Source organism: Lewinella sp. 4G2 (assembly GCF_001625015.1).
Taxonomy (GTDB): Bacteria; Bacteroidota; Bacteroidia; order Chitinophagales; family Saprospiraceae; genus Neolewinella.
Window position 1 is genome coordinate 355,552 of the sequence record NZ_LVWJ02000019.1, and the last position, 16,164, is coordinate 371,715.

At 57.2% G+C, this 16,164-nt stretch carries 14 protein-coding genes; 6 read left to right on the plus strand and 8 right to left on the minus strand.

Features of this window, described 5'->3' with window-relative positions; translation table 11 throughout:
- The first annotated feature begins 177 nt into the window (after positions 1–177).
- Positions 178–1,623, plus strand: coding sequence for a hypothetical protein (locus A3850_RS18490; RefSeq protein ID WP_068220729.1), 1,446 nt, complete (start codon positions 178–180; stop codon positions 1,621–1,623).
- A gap of 43 nt (positions 1,624–1,666) precedes the next feature.
- On the opposite strand, the gene feoB is transcribed toward A3850_RS18490, so the two are convergent.
- Together feoB and A3850_RS18500 are read right to left on the minus strand one after the other, a co-directional pair.
- Positions 1,667–3,832, minus strand: a complete 2,166-nt coding sequence (gene feoB, locus A3850_RS18495) for a ferrous iron transport protein B (protein WP_068220733.1) — start codon at positions 3,830–3,832, stop codon at positions 1,667–1,669.
- Entirely contained in the window at positions 3,829–4,062 is a 234-nt protein-coding gene (locus A3850_RS18500) for a FeoA family protein (RefSeq protein ID WP_068220736.1), read from the minus strand. Before A3850_RS18500 ends, feoB begins: the two co-directional genes overlap by 4 nt.
- A gap of 176 nt (positions 4,063–4,238) precedes the next feature.
- Between A3850_RS18500 and A3850_RS18505 the strand changes: the two genes are divergently transcribed.
- Positions 4,239–5,897 carry a glucose/sorbosone family PQQ-dependent dehydrogenase gene (locus A3850_RS18505; protein WP_068220738.1) on the plus strand — a complete coding sequence of 553 codons (1,659 nt, stop codon included), beginning with the start codon at positions 4,239–4,241 and terminating at the stop codon, positions 5,895–5,897.
- 62 nt (positions 5,898–5,959) lie between these two features.
- On the opposite strand, the gene A3850_RS18510 is transcribed toward A3850_RS18505, so the two are convergent.
- The 3 genes from A3850_RS18510 to A3850_RS18520 all read right to left on the minus strand — a co-directional run bounded on the left by A3850_RS18510 (position 5,960) and on the right by A3850_RS18520 (position 8,275).
- The gene (locus tag A3850_RS18510; protein WP_068220741.1) at positions 5,960–6,511 is read right to left on the minus strand and encodes a metallophosphoesterase; all 552 of its coding nucleotides are present in this window, start codon (positions 6,509–6,511) and stop codon (positions 5,960–5,962) included.
- 253 nt (positions 6,512–6,764) lie between these two features.
- The gene (locus A3850_RS18515) at positions 6,765–7,532 is read right to left on the minus strand and encodes a hypothetical protein (RefSeq protein WP_068220744.1); all 768 of its coding nucleotides are present in this window, start codon (positions 7,530–7,532) and stop codon (positions 6,765–6,767) included.
- 155 nt (positions 7,533–7,687) lie between these two features.
- On the minus strand, positions 7,688–8,275 hold the full coding sequence (locus tag A3850_RS18520; RefSeq protein ID WP_068220746.1) for a thymidine kinase: 588 nt from the start codon (positions 8,273–8,275) through the stop codon (positions 7,688–7,690).
- 111 nt (positions 8,276–8,386) lie between these two features.
- On the opposite strand from A3850_RS18520, the gene A3850_RS18525 reads away from it, so the two are divergent.
- The 3 genes from A3850_RS18525 to A3850_RS18535 are packed head-to-tail and all read left to right on the plus strand — an operon-like array spanning position 8,387 to position 10,144.
- Positions 8,387–9,286: a hypothetical protein gene (locus tag A3850_RS18525; RefSeq protein ID WP_157501436.1), complete on the plus strand. Its 900-nt coding sequence runs from the start codon at positions 8,387–8,389 to the stop codon at positions 9,284–9,286.
- Positions 9,279–9,767, plus strand: coding sequence for a DUF1499 domain-containing protein (locus tag A3850_RS18530; protein ID WP_197494113.1), 489 nt, complete (start codon positions 9,279–9,281; stop codon positions 9,765–9,767). Before A3850_RS18525 ends, A3850_RS18530 begins: the two co-directional genes overlap by 8 nt.
- The gene (locus A3850_RS18535) at positions 9,764–10,144 is read left to right on the plus strand and encodes a ribonuclease P protein component (protein WP_068220750.1); all 381 of its coding nucleotides are present in this window, start codon (positions 9,764–9,766) and stop codon (positions 10,142–10,144) included. Before A3850_RS18530 ends, A3850_RS18535 begins: the two co-directional genes overlap by 4 nt.
- Before the next feature lie 65 nt (positions 10,145–10,209).
- Here the strand turns inward: A3850_RS18535 and A3850_RS18540 are convergent, their stop codons facing one another.
- From A3850_RS18540 to A3850_RS18550, 3 genes are read right to left on the minus strand one after another with little or no spacing between them, the layout of a single operon-like run.
- Complete coding sequence (locus A3850_RS18540) at positions 10,210–10,743, minus strand: hypothetical protein (protein ID WP_068220753.1); 534 nt, start codon at positions 10,741–10,743, stop codon at positions 10,210–10,212.
- Positions 10,744–10,764: 21 nt separating this feature from the next.
- On the minus strand, positions 10,765–13,323 hold the full coding sequence (locus tag A3850_RS18545; RefSeq protein ID WP_068220756.1) for a ligase-associated DNA damage response DEXH box helicase: 2,559 nt from the start codon (positions 13,321–13,323) through the stop codon (positions 10,765–10,767).
- 50 nt (positions 13,324–13,373) lie between these two features.
- The gene (locus A3850_RS18550) at positions 13,374–14,726 is read right to left on the minus strand and encodes a cytochrome-c peroxidase (RefSeq protein ID WP_068220758.1); all 1,353 of its coding nucleotides are present in this window, start codon (positions 14,724–14,726) and stop codon (positions 13,374–13,376) included.
- Between the two features lie 271 nt (positions 14,727–14,997).
- Between A3850_RS18550 and dprA the strand changes: the two genes are divergently transcribed.
- The gene (gene dprA / locus A3850_RS18555) at positions 14,998–16,098 is read left to right on the plus strand and encodes a DNA-processing protein DprA (RefSeq protein ID WP_068220760.1); all 1,101 of its coding nucleotides are present in this window, start codon (positions 14,998–15,000) and stop codon (positions 16,096–16,098) included.
- Positions 16,099–16,164: the final 66 nt, after the last annotated feature.

Here is a 16,164-nt window from a genome sequence, read left to right on the forward strand (position 1 = left end):
TAGAGTACCCGTTACTTGATGTGACACTGTCATGGTGAGTAAGGAGCGCATCTTTTATCAGAGGTAAGTGCACTTCTTTCACCCCGTTCTCCCAAATTTCCACGCTTGATTCGTCCCCAGTTTCTCCTTTGCATCTTAGTTAGCTCACTCCTGTTCTTAGTTGGATGCGAAGAGCCGATGGTGTCCGCAGAAGTAGGCCCCGTAACCATCCCCGCCGAAATAACTACCCACCGGTTTGGGGCGGACTTTGCCTTTGATTCCAATTCGGACACTTACGATCCCTCACGGTTTCACGGCATCGAGGCGGCGCATTTTAGCGCTGGATTGGGCTTCACCCTATTTTCCGGAAAGGTGAACGAGCCGGACGTCTCCCAAATCGAAATGGGTGGCCGCGGTGAAGTGCAGGCTTACCTACTGACAGACCGTTGGAACCAGGCCACCACTATTCCGGATTACTACAAGACTGTCTGGACGGCCTCCGGCGCCGAGCACTTCACCAACGCGCGGGTGGGGGCAACAAAACCGGAGCGCTACCCCAACCACGGGGAAGAGATGTATGACGTATCCGGCGGACTCTACGGTCATAAAAACGGGATGGCAGGGACCAATCGGGGGGAAGAATGTTATGAATTAATCCGCAACCAGGAGGGAAGAACGACGGGCACCGAAATCGTTGCCGCCTACCGAAATGGTAAGCGGGGTGTAACGGAAATGCTGCGGGACGGAAAGTCCTACCTCGGTTCCAGAAATAGCCGGGCATCTATCAGCCTGGACGACCTTGAGAACGATTATGACGGGCAGTCCAGATACGACCGCCCTTCCACCACCCGCCTCTTCAATGATGCCAATCCGGAAAAGATCTGGGGCACCCGTAACGTCAATACCAACCCCGCGCTGGAGGCCAGGTTTCAGGACGCGGTGCTGCTTACCGCCGAGGCGGGAGGCTTCTTCAGCAACTTCTCCCACTTCCACCTGATCTATAATGGCATCGACCAAACGGTTGCCTACCAGCAAATTCTGCAGCAGGTACGGGAGGCAATCGACCGGGACGGCTATTTCGTTCACGCCAACGGCTACGGAGCCATTCTGCAATACCTCGCCCTGCGGGAAACGACTACCGTGAAAGCTTACCGGGAGGAGGATCTTATCCGCATTGAAACGACCTTCAGCGGTGCAGACCTACCACGTTTTGAGGATTTTGACCAGCCGTACGTCACCGTAAAGATTTCCGTACCCGAATGGCCGGGTGTCCGGTGCGACGTTTGCGCCGGCATCAGAAAAGAGGGTACGGAGTACTACGTGGACGTTACACCCGGCCGCATTACGCTATTGCAACCGGACGTTGATGCCAATTACTACAATTTCACCCCACCAGCCGTGCTTCGGCAAACACGCAGGAATGGAGGGATCGCAGTTACTACTGACCGACCAACGCGGGTGACCGTATTCAGGGCCCCATCGGATACACCGGTCTTCAGCACTCGTCTACCGCCAGTACGGTCTGCGGAGGTTGGTACGGAACACTTTTTTAGCGCGTCGCAACTGACGGAGGCAGGGCACGACCTGTACTTCGGCCTGATGGGAGAAGCTGGGAGCAGTAGTCTCGTTAAGGCGGAGCTTTAATCCTGCAAATGCTGGAATCAATACGGTCAAGCCAATACCGTTCTTACACCAAACTCTGGTACACCACCATCGCGCTCACGTAAGCCAGCACCGTCATGAAAACGAATTGGATGATGGGCCACTTCCAACCCCCGGTTTCCCGTTTAGTGACGGCGGTGGTGGACATACACATCATTGCAAAAACGTAGAAGACGAGGAGGCTCCACGACGTTGCCTGGTTGTACACCGGTTGGCCGGTTTGGGGGTTGACCTCTTCGGCCATCCGGTCACGGATCCGTAACTCGTCGTCCGAACTGCCGATGGAGTAGATGGTGGCCATCGTTCCCACGAAGACCTCCCGGGCGGCGAAGCTGGTGAAGAGGGCGATCCCGATCTTCCAGTCGTACCCCAAAGGCCGGATGACGGGTTCGATCGCCTTCCCAATGTGCCCGGCAAAGCTGGCCTCCAGTTTTTCGCCGGCCAGTAGATCGGCGGCTTGTTCTTCGTCCAGGCCCTGTTGTTCTACCTGACTTTGCACCCGCGACAGCGCCGCATCCATCTCGCCCGGAGGGCCAAACGTGGAGAGGCCCCACAGGATGATGCTGATGAGCAGAATGATCTTGCCAGCCTCGACGATGAAGGCCTTGACCTTTTGCCAAACCGTGACCCCAACGTTGCGCCACACGGGGCTGCGGTACTCGGGCAACTCCAACATGAGGAAGCTGCGCTCGGGCGTTTCCAGCACCAGTTTGAAGACAAGTGCCGACAGCATGGCCGCCAGGATGCCCAGGAAGTACAAGCCGGCGAAGGCCAGGCCCTGCAAGCCAAAGCCAGCGACGGTCTTCTCCGGTACCGCGAAGGAAATGAGGATTACGTAAACGGGGATCCGCGCCGAACAACTCGTGAGTGGTGTGACGAGAATGGTAAGCAAACGCTCCTTCCAGTTGGCGATCGTCCGCGTACTCATGATGGCCGGGATGGCGCAGGCGTGGCCACTAATGAGGGCCACCACCGAGCGCCCGTTGAGGCCGAAACGCTGCATGATGCCATCAAACATGTAGGCCGCGCGGGCGAGGTAACCGACCTCCTCCAGCAGGGCGACGAAAAAGAACAGGATCGCAATCTGGGGCACGAAAACGAGGACGCCACCAAGGCCGGCGAGGACGCCATCCACGAGCAGGTCCGTCAGCCAACCGGCACCGAAGCTTTCGCGGACGGTTGTCCCGAGCGTTTCGAAGAACCACTCGATACCGTCCATCGGCCAGCCGGACCAGGCAAACAGGGCCTGGAACAACAGCGTCATGATGACGACGAAAATCACGGGGCCGAAGAAGCGGTGGGTCAGCACGTCATCGATCCGGTCCGAAAAACTGGAGTTGGCACCGCCGCGGCGGACGCTGTCCTTGACAATCGGCTCGAAGGTGTCGTAGCGCTCCATTGTCTCCTCTACCTGGGCGCGGAGGGAATGGAACTCGTGCTTGACGCGGCTCTGCTGCACCAAATGGCGCGTCTTTTCCGGGATGTGCTTGAGCCAACTTGCGTGATGGGCGAGCAACAGCGCGTGGTAATCATTGCGCGCGGGCAGTTCCTGGCGGAGGTCCGCCAACACGTCGCGGGCGCTGGCACCGGGCTCGTAAAATGATTCCTGGGGGCGGTAAGCCTGGGGGTTCCGCAGCAGGTCGGCAATGGCTTGTTTGAGGTCTTCCACCCCGGTATTCTCCCGGGCGGAAAGGGCCACGACGGGAACGCCGAGGCGGGAAGACAGCCGCTCCTTATCCACCTTCAATCCATTCTCTTCGATGAGGTCGGCCATATTGAGGACGAGCACCATCGGCAGGTCCAAGTCGCGCAGCTGAGTAAAGAGGAGGAGGTGTTTATCGAGTTTCGTGACGTCGGCCACGTAGATGATGGCATCGGGGTAGAGGTCTCCTTCCGGGTTAGTGAGTTCCTGCACGACGAGACGTTCGTCCAAACTCGTGGGGTAACAGGAGTAGGCGCCGGGGAAGTCGACCAGTTCGATGTCGGGGATGCGGTCGCCGTCCACGTCGATCTCTTCGGTGCGGGCCACGTCGCTGAGGCGGAGGGTACCGGACTTCTTTTCCACCGTTACTCCGGGGAAATTGCCGATCCGCTGGCGCAGGCCCGTTAGTAGGTTGAAGAGGGAGGATTTACCGCTATTGGGGTTCCCGACGAGGCCGACGATGGCCGTTCTTTGTTCCGTTCCGATCATTTAATCAGGATGCTGGCCAGTTCTTGTTTGCGCAGGGCGATGCAGTGGCGGTCGATCTTCACGTACCAGCAACCACCGAAGGGGGATTTGCGAATGATGCTGAGGCGCGAACCCGGGCGGACGCCAATGTCGAGCAGTTTCCCGGCCAGGTTCTCGTTGGTAAAGCGTTCGATCTCGCCCGTCATACCAATCTGGTAGTTCGAAGCGGGGGAGTTGCGGGGGAAGGGCATGGGCGGATGGCTACTGAAGAAGCACGAAGGTACGGCGCGGGCGGATTATTTAGACCCAGTCTAAGCCAAATGACGGAAAGATGGAATTGGTTGGCGCTCTATGCCCTTCTTAAATCAATACATCATTTAAGCAGCCAACTTATTCTGTGTGTATCTTACACGGAATAAACATTAGTATGGCCTCCACGAATATTCTTTCCACCCTGGTTCACGGCTTCACGCTGATCCTGCTACTATTTCTCCCCCAAACGGCAAATGCACAGGATGGAACCTTTAGCATGGAACTGCTGGTGCCCGAGAATTCATTAACCCGAGCGTGGGACATCCACTACGCCCCCGACGACCAATTGTGGATCACCGAGCGTTCAATTGGTCGCCTGCTACGGCTGGACCCCGAGACCGGAGCGGAGGATGAGTTACTCGTCATTCCGGGTGCCTTTTCCGCTTCCGGGCAGGATGGGCTACTGGGTTTTGCCCTCCACAAAGACTTCGATGATGGGTCGCCATTTGTTTACCTTTCTTACACTTACCTGGAATTTTTGGAACGTCGCCAGGCCATTTTGCGCTACACCTTTACGGAAGTGGACGGAGACGGAAGTTTAGTGGATGCCGTGCTGCTGATGGACGGGCTCCCCGCCAGCAACGACCATAATTCCGGCCGGCTGGTCTTCGGCCCCGACCAGAAGCTGTACTACACCATCGGTGATCAAGGGAACAACCAGAACCGGAATTATTGCTCCGAAGTCGTATCCCAATTTTTGCCGACCCAGGAGCAGATCGACCAGAGTAACTGGATCAACTACCCCGGCAAAACGCTACGGTTGAATCTGGATGGGTCCATTCCGGAAGACAACCCGGTCCTCGGGGGCGTACGGAGCCACATCTTCACGCTGGGCCACCGGAACGCGCAGGGCCTGGCCTTCTCGGCCAGCGGCTTGCTCTATTCTTCCGAACACGGCCCCAACACGGATGACGAGGTGAACTTGCTGACGGCCGGTAGCAATTACGGCTGGCCACGGGTGGTTGGGATGCTCGACGACCAGGCTTACGACTACTGCAATTGGTCGTCCCTGGATAACTGCAGTGACCTCACCTTCAGTAAGACCGAATGCCCACCGGGAGCGGAATTCTTTGAGGAGAGTAGTTTTACCGACCCTACTTACCGGGACCCTCTGATGGCTCTCTTCGCGGTGACGGACGATTACGATTTTGAAAACCCCATCTGTGAAGATTCCTATACCTGCCGGCCCAACATTGCCCCGTCCAGTTTGGCGATCTACGAGAGTGATGCCATTCCTGGCTGGAAGAATTCCTTACTCATCCCCAGCCTCAAGCGGGGCCGGCTTTACCGCCTGAAATTAGACGATTCCGGACAGGCCATTGTGGGAGATACGACCCACCACTTTTACTCCGGCAACCGGTACCGCGATATCGCCCTGGCGCCCGATGGCAAGACCTTTTACCTACTGACGGATCAGGCCGGCCCGGTCACGGATGAATCCGGCCTTAACCGGCTGACTGACGTACGCAACCCCGGCACCATCATGAAGGTCACCTACGAGGCGAGCGTTAGCGTTCCTTCCGTCCTGGATGCCCGCGAAGTCAGCATCTACCCTAATCCCGCTACGGACCTTATTCGTTTAAATCCACAACGTCCGGACATTACCATTGCTTCGGTCACCTTACTGGATGCGCGGGGAGCCGTTGTTAAGCAAGTCGACCAATTGGGTGGCGGGCCGGTGACTTTGGCCGTCGATGAGGTGGCGGCTGGGGTGTACTTCGTCAAGGTGGTGACCGATCGGGGTTCGCTTACGCGGAGGGTGGTGGTGAGGTGAGTTACTTAGGTAAGTGGCGGCCTTTGCCGATACTTATGAACCCGAATAGCTTTTCCTGCTGATCAGGAGGCAAAGGGGCTCACCCACGGTTTGGCCAATAGGATTTCCCGGACCTTCTCCAGGCTGACGGGGTGGCCCGAAAAACAGTCCACTCCTACATCGATACTGCGTTCAGTGGGTAAGTCCGGAAGCGTCCCGTGAGAATGGCCGTAGAGGTGAAACGTGCCGTGGTGGGAACCATTCCATACGCGCATGGCGTAGTGAAAGAGCACGTAATGGCGCTGGCCGCGGTGGGCGTCGGGGTCGGGCACGGATAGCTCGTAGTAGTCCTTCACCCAGGCGAACTGATCCGCGCAGGCGTGTGCGGAGCTCTCGTGGTTACCCGAGATAAGGTGAATGGTGCCGTTCAGGCGGGCGATGATCTTCCGGGTTTTGGCTGGGCTCGTCAGACTGAAGTCCCCCAGGTGATACACGGTATCGTCAGGCCCAACGGTATCATTCCAGTTTTGGATGAGGGCTTCGTCCATTTCCTGGGCGTTGGCGTAGGGGCGGTCGGTGTATTTAAGGATATTGGCGTGGCCGAAGTGGGTATCGGCGGTGAAGTAGATGGCCATTAGTTTGATCTTGTTTTAGTGGCTGGGAAATGAGTGTTCGTCAATTCCCAGGCACGTTGAGAAAAGTTGATCGGCGGGAAACGGCTGTACTTCATGGAAAGTTGCGGCCGTCTATTATAATGGGTCATTAGTTCAGGTAAACCATCATTTTAAGAAGACCACGTCCCCACCCCCTCCCCCAAAACTTAGCACCCGCGGCAGCGCCAAACAGTCAAACCCGTTCCCAACCAGCCCCCCCGATATAAAGCTCTGCTCAATTCAATAACCAAACCAAAATTGCCGCCAGGCCACCAAACACCGCAAAAAACAGCAGCACCGGCGCCTGCACCACGCGCATGGCCACCTTGAGGATCTGACCGGTAGTGCGCTCTAAGGCAGTGACGGATTCGAGGTACATGGGCAGGATCTTGCCCTCACTGCCGGCCGCATACTTGGCGTCCATGCGGTTCATTTCCGGCCACTTGAAGATATTGGCGATGCGGCGGAGGATGCGCGTCAGCAACCCGGAAACGTAACCACCGATAAAAGGGATCTTTTTGGCCACGATCGATGCCGCCGCCGGGATAGTAACGATGTGGAGCACGCCGGCGAAAAGCAGCGTCAGGTTTTCCTGAAGGTTCGCCTTATTAGTGCCTTTATTCACCTTATCAACGTCCGCGACGATATTGCGGAGGATCTCCATGGAGTAATTGAGCATCGAATTGATGTCGTTCCGGAACCGAATGGACAAGTAGAGAATACCGGCAAAAAAGCCCGCCACGGCGAACAGGACGAAACCGGGGATGACGTAGAGCAGGTACTCGAGGTGCACGAGATCCCACAACCAGAAGCCCGCAATCCAGAACAACAGGAACAAACCGATCGGCCGCAGGACCGACTCGAGCGCGTACATCGGAAACACGATGAGCTCCGCCAGTTTATCGATGACTTCCTGATCGCGGTAGGCACTAATGTCGACACCCATCTCGCTCAGAATCTTGGCGTTGAGCGCATCAGCTTCAGCCTGGGTTTTGATTTTCATCTTTCACGTCTTTGAAGGAATAGTAAGGACTTACAATTAAAAGTAATATGGGAAGCGTAGCTACCAAAAAGGCAGGCAACGCCTGTAACGCCTGTAACGCCTGTAACGCCTGTAACGCAAGCACTACCCGACTACGCTACTACCCGGCTACCCAACTAATTCCGTAAATCTAAAATATTTCCCATCCCATAACACTTGCGGCAGCGCGCCTCGTAAAGATCCTTCTCACCGAGAACGACCGTACTTTGATCCTGCACCAAACGGTAAGAATGGGTAGCCAAATTCCCACAGTGCGAGCAGATGGCGTGGACTTTCGTGATGTATTCCGCCACCGAAAGCAAGTGGCACATGGGGCCGAAGGGCTCACCCCGGAAGTCCATATCCAATCCAGCGATGATGACCCGTTTGCCCTGGTTAGCCAGTTCCTGGGCGTGTTTGACGACGATCATGTCGAAGAACTGGGCTTCGTCTAAACCCACGACGGTGGTTTCTTTCGGCAGATCGAGCAATACCTTTGTGTCGGAAATGGGAGTCGCTTCGAGGGAGTTGCTATCGTGGCTTACCACCTCGTTTTCGCCGTAACGGGTGTCGATGAGGGGCTTGAAGATCTCCACTTCCTGGCCGGCGATCCGGGCCCTCTTTAGCCGGCGGATGAGTTCTTCCGTTTTGCCGGAAAACATGCTCCCGCAGATTACTTCGATCCATCCGCTGCGTTGGCCGCTAAAGTGGGGTTCTAAAAACATTAAGCGCCGTATTTTGCGTTAACAACTCGAATTTCGCCGCGCCAGCCAGCGGTGCGGGACGCGAAGATGCCCCAAAACAAACCGGACCACCAAAAGAAACTACCAACACGCATGCCTCAGACGAACGCCGACCGCCTCCTGAACCGAATTTCCGCCCTCCACAAATCTTTGCAACTCGACGAAGGAGGCCACATCAGTAAAATGGAGCGAGATCTGATGCTGAATTACCTGCGTGAATTTTACGAAATCTACGCCTCCGGAACCGTCGCGCCACCCGCGCCCCGGTCCAGCCGGGAGGCCATTATGGAAACGCCCGTTAAGCCGGCTCCGGTAGTCACGCCACCCGCTCCTCCCGTGGCGCCTAGTCCCCCACCGGCATCGTCCGCGCCACCGGCATCCGTCGTCGCCCCCCCTTCCGTTGGCGTCCCGCCGACGCCACCGCCACCGGCGCCCGACTCCATGGTTTCCCGGTCCGCTGAGCCGGAGGTAAAATACCAACCGGCGCCTGCTACTCCGAGCCAGCCAGTTCACCGTGCCCCCGACCCCGTGGTGCAAAGACCAGTTGCTCCGGAACCCGTGGCCCGGGTCACGCCACCACCCGCGCCTAAGCCGGCCCCCAAACCCGCGCCCGCCGCGGTCCAGAAAGCGCCGGATTACAAGATTTTGCTGGAAGAAGAGCCCTCCGTCCCTCAGACGCCTACACATGCTGAGGACCCCGAGGTGGCGGCCCTCTTCGAAGACAATGGCGTCACCAGCCGCTTCGGCCGCCAGCCCATCAGTGACCTCACGCGCGCATTAAGCATCAATAACCGCATCCTTTTTACCCGAGACCTGTTTGGCGGTGACAACACGTTACTCAATACTACCATGGAGCAGCTCAATGCTTCCGGCTCTATGCGCGAAGCCCGCCCACTCGTAAATAGTCTCATCCGCCGTTTTGGTTGGACGGAGGAAAACAAACAAGAGAGCGCCCGCGAATTCATCGAGCTCATCCGCCGCCGCTATGTTTAAAAAAATTCTCGCTGGGTTCCTCCTTCTTTCCCTGCTGTTTTCCGGTTACCTGGTCCTGCAGGCTCAACAATCCGCTGACCCCGCCATGGCCGAATTTGGTCTTCAGGAAACCGCTGCATTTAGTATGACGAAGACGCTCAAAGCCTGCCCCAACAAACCCAACTGCGTTAGCACCCAGGCTACGGAGAAACAACACCAGGCGGATCCTATTCCCTATACTGGCAGCAAAGAAGAGGCTAAAACACGGCTCCTTTCCATCCTTGACGATACGAAGCGCACCACCCGCCGGACGGTGGAGACGGATTACATCCACTATACCTTCAAAACCTGGCCAATCCCCTTTACGGACGACGTTGAGTTCCTTTTCGACGATGCCAACAAGGTCATCCACTTCCGCAGTGCCAGCCGCGTGGGCCACTCCGACCTGGGCGCCAACCGCAAGCGCATGAACAAGATCGTCAGCGCTTTCTCGGCCAAATGAGTTTCAAGTTGCACAACGGGGAGCGCTTGAAATCGCGCAAGGAGATCGGCCGATTATTCAGCCGTAAGTCAAAGTCCGCCACCAGCTATCCCATCCGCGCCGTCTACGGTTGGGCCGGTGAGCCCCGTAGCGAATTTCCGGTGCAGGTCACCTTCGTCGTCCCCAAGCGCCGCTTCAAGCGCGCCGTCGATCGCAACCGGATCAAGCGCCTGATGCGGGAAGCCTACCGCCTCCATAAAGACGAGTTGGCGCTGCCGCAGGTGCCAGGAGATGGGGAGCAATTAGCCGTCCTCTTCATGTACACGGGCAAGGAAGAAATGGATTTCAGCTACCTGGAACGGAAGATGGTAAAGGTGCTGAAGGGCATAAAGGGCTAAACGGGCTCACGTACTACGGGGCAACTATCCTGGCGGGAATTAAAGGACGGTCTCCATCATTCCAATTACTCAAATAAGCGAAACATCCCCGTCTCCTCGTCCGTCGACCGAGCAATCTCGTAGCTATCTCGGACGCTACGCCCCCGCACGAGGTACTGATAACAAAAGCTTATCGCAAAGTACAGTGCGGAACTCCCCTCCGGATAATCACCGGGCCCAAGGTATTGCTCAACTCCCCGACTCAGGAAGGCATCCGCCATTGCGTCCGTCCCACTCATACAGGCCGTTGATAATACCAGGGAATTGTTGAACTTCAGGTGAGCCTCGACTTCCGCCGAGCCTAAATACTTATTGAAAGCCTGGCCGGCCCGTAGCGACTCACCTAGTTCCTCCAAGTGGATACCTCGTTCATCGCCGTGCCCACACAGGATGATGAAGCCGGACCTTTTCTCCTGACCGTCCAGCAAGGCTACCAGGTGATTGGGTTGGCCGATACCGTACAGATTCACTTTGACGGACCAATTCTCCAGGCAGGCACGGAGGGCGGTACATTCCATGAAGTCGCCCAGATCAATGATATCTACTTCGGCCAGGTGCATAGGTTTCCGGTTGGTAATTCACTAATCCCGGACCAAAGCCACCCGCATCCGCTTAATGCGGTCCTCCAGTTTTTCGCTGGACATCTTTTCGCGGAGGCGATCCACAATGAGGGCAAAACTGAAGGGCGTAGCCTTCGCCGGCTTCTCGAAAAGAATGGTTTGGTTATTGATACGGTCCAAAGCGGCACGCAACCGCTCCTCCTGTAGCTGAAAGGTCACGATCTCATCGTAGGCCTGGGTGAGGAGCAGGTTATTCGGCTCATAATCAGTGAAGACGTCGAAAAAAAGTTTGCTACTGCTCTGGAGGTGTTTCTCCTTCTTCTGTTTTCCGGGGTACCCCTTAAAGATGAGCCCGGAAATGGCGGCAATGTCCCGAAAGCGTCGGCTGGCCATTTCCGTAGCGTTGATGCCGGCTTCCAGGTCTTCGGTAAGTGTTCCAGCGTCAAAAAGACCAGAACCAAGGGCTTCCTCGATGGGTATGGGCTGGTCGCTCAGCAACTCGAACCCATAATCGTTATTGGCAATCGTAAAGGTGAGCGGCGCAAACTGCCCGATCCGGTATGCAAAGAGACTGGCCAGCCCTTCGTGGATGCCCCGCCCCTCGCAAGGGTACATCAGCAAGTGGTATCCTTCCCGGTCGACGAAGTACTCGATCAGCAATTCGTCAGAGCCAGGGATGGCAGAGCGTTGGGCTTGGATATCCCGCAGCGGTTTCAATTTGGCCAACTCGGCGTCGTGGTAGTTCTCCGTCTTGAGGTGGGTCATGGCTTCCCGGAGCCGCGTCGATAGCTGGCTGGAAAGTTGCATCCGTCCTCCTTTCCAACTGGGGATTTTGCCCTTCTTGGCGTTGCTCTTGCGGACGAGGGCCTCCGTCCCCTTCACTTTGACGAGCTTGAGTGAGCGGCCGGCAAACCAAAAGGTATCCCCCGTCTTCAGGCTGGAGATGAAGTATTCCTCGATCGTCCCTATATAGCCGCCCCGGAGGTACTTGACCATCATCACCTGCTCGCTGACGATGGCACCGATACCCATCCGGTGCATCATCGCCACCCGTTTGCTGGTGACCTTATATACACCGTCTTCCACGACGACCTTGTGGTACTCATCGTATGCGCCGAGGCTGTTGCCACCGGTGGTGATGAATTCCAGGCACCAGTTGAACTCCTCCCGCGTGATGGAAGAGAAACAATAGGTCTTCTTCACTTCGGCAAAAATCTCATCCGGCCGGAAGCCTTCACTCACCGCTAGGGTAACGAGGTACTGAATCAGCACGTCGAAACTGCGGATGTACGGGATCCGTTGTTCGATCTGCCCCTCCGCAATGCACTGGCGCAGGGCCGAGGCTTCCAGCAATTCCAGACTGTGGGTGGGGACGAAATGAATAATGGATTTCGCCCCGGGCCGGTGGCCGGACCGTCCCGCTCGCTGCATGAACCGGGCCACCCCCTTCGGGCTCCCGATCTGGACGATGGTTTCAACCGGGCGGAAGTCCACCCCCAAGTCAAGACTGGCCGTACAGATGACGGCCTTGAGGGAGCCTTCGTGGAGGGCGTTCTCCACCCAGTCCCGCAACTCCCGGCCGATACTACCGTGGTGCATCGCAATGGCGCCGGAGAGATCCGGGTCCGCATCCAGAATGCGTTGGTACCAAATCTCGCACTGGCTCCGCGTATTCGTAAAGACCAGCGTGGAGCCGGAGGAATGAATGATCGGGATGACTTTCTGCAGCAGCTTGATCCCCAGATGGCCGGCCCAGGGGAAGGTCTCGATCTCGTCCGGCATCACCGTCGTGATTTCAATCTCCTTGGCGATCCCCGCCCGCACGATGACGCCGCGGGAACGGCCGTCCAGCAGGGTTTTGCCGTTTTCCAGACTCAGTTCGTGGGGGATTCCCTGGAGGACGTCCAGCGCTTCGGGTAGGTTACCGATGGTGGCCGATATGCCCCAGGTCCGGAATTCCCGTCCGCGAAAGCCTCTGAGGCGGGAAAGAGCGGTCTCCAGCAAAACGCCCCGTTTTGTTCCTACGAGTTCGTGCCACTCATCCGCCACGAGGACGCGGAGGTTGCCGAAGTAATCTTCGTAACCCTTACTCGCCAGCAGCAGGTGCAGCGACTCTGGGGTAGTGATGAGAATTTGCGGGGGCGACTTCTTTTGCTTAGCTCGTTCCGAAGTCGAGGTATCACCCGAGCGGATGCCGATCTTCCAATCCAGCCCCAGGTCTTCGGCGGCGCGTTGGGCGGCACCCTGAATTTCGCGGGTCAGGGCACGGATGGGAGTAATCCAAATGGCGCGGAGTCCGGACTTCTTTTTGGTGGTAGCCTTTGCTTGCTTGCCCTCTTCCCCGGCACCTGCGGCAGCGCCCATCTCCTTCTCCCGCAAACCTTCGAGCAGGATGGGCATGATGAGGGAGTAGGTCTTGCCGCTACCGGTGGGAGCATTGACGAGGCCGTTCTCCCCGTCGAGGTAAGCGTTCCAGGCTTCAAGCTGAAAGGGAAAGGGCTTCCACCCCTGCTGGGTGAACCACTTTTTACCGCGGCCGATGAGTTCTCGGCGGGCCTGTTTTGTTGATGTCTTTACCACTGCCCGTTGGAACGGAAGCGGCGCGGGATGGTTCTGGGAACTAGAAGTAGCTATTCACAACCCATGTCGATCTTGCTCTGCGCGTCGCTGTTGGGGAAGCACTCGCCGCTGAGCACGGCATCGGGCACGAAACGCTTGAGATTGGGGTCGTACAGACCTTCGGCGAGGAACTCCGTAAGGTCGGTCACTTCCTCATCGGTGAGGTAAAGTGGGTGGAAGAATTCGGACACGTTGGCCGCCGGAACGCGGTCGTTTTCAACGACTCCGGCGTTAAAGTATTCCACCACGTCGCGGAGGTTATCCTTACTGCTGCCGTGGAAGTAGAACGGCATATCCTTGGTGTTGTACACCTGCGGAACCTTGAACTTATAAAGGTCTTCCTCTCGGCGGGTAAAGTCACCCCGGCCAAGGTTACGTGTATCGTCCAAACCAGTGCGAAGAGCGCCGCCGGGGATGTCGCAGAGATCGTTTACACCAACGGCGTGAAAGGTGTTTCCGTTTAGCGCGGGGCCATTGTGGCAGCGGTAACAGCCGGCTTTTCCGAAGAAAAGTTGCGCGCCTTTTTTCTGCTGGTCCGTGAGTGCATCTTGGTCACCCTTCAGCCACTTTTGCCACGGTGCATCGCTGGGCAACAGCGTGCGGATGTAGGCTGAGAGGGCAAAACTCATCGCCACGCGGCCGTAGCGAGCGTCGCCCTCAAAATCGGGAAAAGCGCGGTCGAAGAGTGGACGGTAATTGAGGGTGTCGAGCAGGTACTCGTCGGTGCTCATCCGGTGGGTGATGGTGCCTTCGATGTTCTGCGCTTCGAGTCCGTCAAGGCCCAGGAAATTAACTTCCGTGGCGGGGTCGAAAACACCCCAGACGTCTTCAACTTCGGCGTTGGCGCCATTAGCCCCGAAACGGCCGGCCCACATACTATTGGTCACGTACGCAACGCCGAGCATGGAAAGCGGGCGGGCGCCCTGGGCGTCGATGTCGTCTTCGTCGTAATTCTGGTCCATGACACGGCCGCTGCCGAACGTACCGAAACCTAATCCACCATCGGCGATACCCTGGGCGGCACCGGCGGTAAAGCCAGCCTCTGGCACGTGGCAAGTGGCACAGGAGAAAGTCCGTAACTGACTGGTTTGCAGCGCGTCGCGGCCGAGGGCAGTTTCGAAGAAGAGCATTTTGCCCAGTTCGATCTTTTCTTCCGTGAGGGGGTTGCCCACACCGGCGGGGATGCCGGCCAGGTTGCTGCCGTCGGGTAACTTGTAGGAATTCAAGGAGTTGTCTTCGCTCAAACGAATCAACGTGCGCTCCAGCTCGGCGTCGAGCGGAGACATTGCCTCATCCTGAATGCACCCGGAAAGGAGCACCGCGAACAGGGCTAGGGCCGTCAAATGGGGTAAAAACAATTTCATATAGGAGACTATGGAAAACTAAAACTCAAGTATTAACGCGCACTCTAAAGCACAAATATACGTCATTGCGGGTTAGTCGATACTTCAAATAATTCTCACAAATTGGCGACAAATTGAACACAATTTGTTTAAATACATTATCTTTGTCAACATCCACGCATACGGTGGCTAACGGCAATTTATCGTGCCTGGTTTAGACCACCCCTCCCCCTTTTTTCCTTCGCCTCCTCCCGTTTTTTTCGTGGCTCCCATCACTTGCTAATTTATTGTTATGCATTCGGACACGCACGCCCGGGTAGCACTCAGCCGCGTACCGGGTATTGGCGCGAAACTTTTCCGTTCCTTAATCCATCACTTCACCTCGGCCGACGATGTTTTGCGGGCGCGGCCGCAGGAGCTATGCGAAGTGGAGGGGGTAGCCGAAAGGACGGCCCACGCCTTTACCTCGGAGCGGCACCTGAAAGAGGCGGACGCCATCCTTCACCACGCAGAAAAGAGCGAGGTGCACATCCTGTGTTGTGTGGATGATGATTATCCAGGACGGCTAGCCAAGCTCGCGGGGTCTCCCCCGATCCTTTATCACCTCGGGCAAACGGATCTACAAAACAAACGCACGGCGGCCGTAGTCGGCACCCGGGAAATGAGTAGCCGTGGGAGCCGGCAGATCGACCTGCTACTGGATCCACTGGCGGAATACGACCCTCTGATCGTCAGCGGCCTGGCTTACGGAGTAGACATTTACGCCCACCGCCGTTGCTTGCAAATCGGTCTACCGACGCTTGGCGTGATGGGTTCCGGCTTTGGCCACGTCTACCCCGCCGCCCACGCCCGCACGGCCTTAAAGATGGTGGAAGCGGGCGGCGGCATCCTGACGGAATATCCGTACTGGATGAAACCCAACCGGGAGCACTTCCCGGCCCGCAACCGAATCGTAGCCGCCCAGAGCGATGTTACTGTTGTGGTGGAATCAGCCACCCGGGGCGGCTCCATGATCACGGCTCGAATGGCCCACGACATGGGCCGCAAAGTAGGGGCCTGTCCCGGCCGGGGTGGCGACCCACTGACGGCCGGTTGCAACGCCCTCATTAAAAAAGGAAAGGCCCACCTGATTGAAGAGGGGCAGGACCTGATTGACCTCATGAAGTGGAAAGGAGCGGTGAAGGGTACCCAACGCCGGCTATTCGATGATCTTTCCGCGGCCGAACAGCAGTTGGTTTCCTGCTTGCGGGACCAGGAAGCCGTTGATATCGATACGCTGCATCACCTGATGTCGGAGCCACCGGCCCGGCTGGCGGGCACCCTGCTCATGCTGGAAATGAAGGGGCACATCGTTTCGCTACCCGGCCACCGTTACCGGCTGGCTGGTGGGTGAGAATGGAGTGCGCAATATTGAACTGCCAACATTTAACCTGGGCTTCACTTGCGGCCCAACGGAGAC

Excerpts from the sequence above, each read along its gene's own strand:
- dprA (WP_068220760.1), top strand. The coding sequence starts at position 14,998 with ATGCATTCGGACACGCACGCCCGGGTAGCACTCAGCCGCGTACCGGGT.
- A3850_RS18505 (WP_068220738.1), top strand. The coding sequence starts at position 4,239 with ATGGCCTCCACGAATATTCTTTCCACCCTGGTTCACGGCTTCACGCTG.
- A3850_RS18500 (WP_068220736.1), bottom strand. The coding sequence starts at position 4,062 with ATGCCCTTCCCCCGCAACTCCCCCGCTTCGAACTACCAGATTGGTATG.
- A3850_RS18525 (WP_157501436.1), top strand. The coding sequence starts at position 8,387 with ATGCCTCAGACGAACGCCGACCGCCTCCTGAACCGAATTTCCGCCCTC.
- feoB (WP_068220733.1), bottom strand. The coding sequence starts at position 3,832 with ATGATCGGAACGGAACAAAGAACGGCCATCGTCGGCCTCGTCGGGAAC.
- A3850_RS18530 (WP_197494113.1), top strand. The coding sequence starts at position 9,279 with ATGTTTAAAAAAATTCTCGCTGGGTTCCTCCTTCTTTCCCTGCTGTTT.
- A3850_RS18540 (WP_068220753.1), bottom strand. The coding sequence starts at position 10,743 with ATGCACCTGGCCGAAGTAGATATCATTGATCTGGGCGACTTCATGGAA.
- A3850_RS18490 (WP_068220729.1), top strand. The coding sequence starts at position 178 with ATGGTGTCCGCAGAAGTAGGCCCCGTAACCATCCCCGCCGAAATAACT.
- A3850_RS18520 (WP_068220746.1), bottom strand. The coding sequence starts at position 8,275 with ATGTTTTTAGAACCCCACTTTAGCGGCCAACGCAGCGGATGGATCGAA.
- A3850_RS18510 (WP_068220741.1), bottom strand. The coding sequence starts at position 6,511 with ATGGCCATCTACTTCACCGCCGATACCCACTTCGGCCACGCCAATATC.
- A3850_RS18535 (WP_068220750.1), top strand. The coding sequence starts at position 9,764 with ATGAGTTTCAAGTTGCACAACGGGGAGCGCTTGAAATCGCGCAAGGAG.
- A3850_RS18550 (WP_068220758.1), bottom strand. The coding sequence starts at position 14,726 with ATGAAATTGTTTTTACCCCATTTGACGGCCCTAGCCCTGTTCGCGGTG.
- A3850_RS18515 (WP_068220744.1), bottom strand. The coding sequence starts at position 7,532 with ATGAAAATCAAAACCCAGGCTGAAGCTGATGCGCTCAACGCCAAGATT.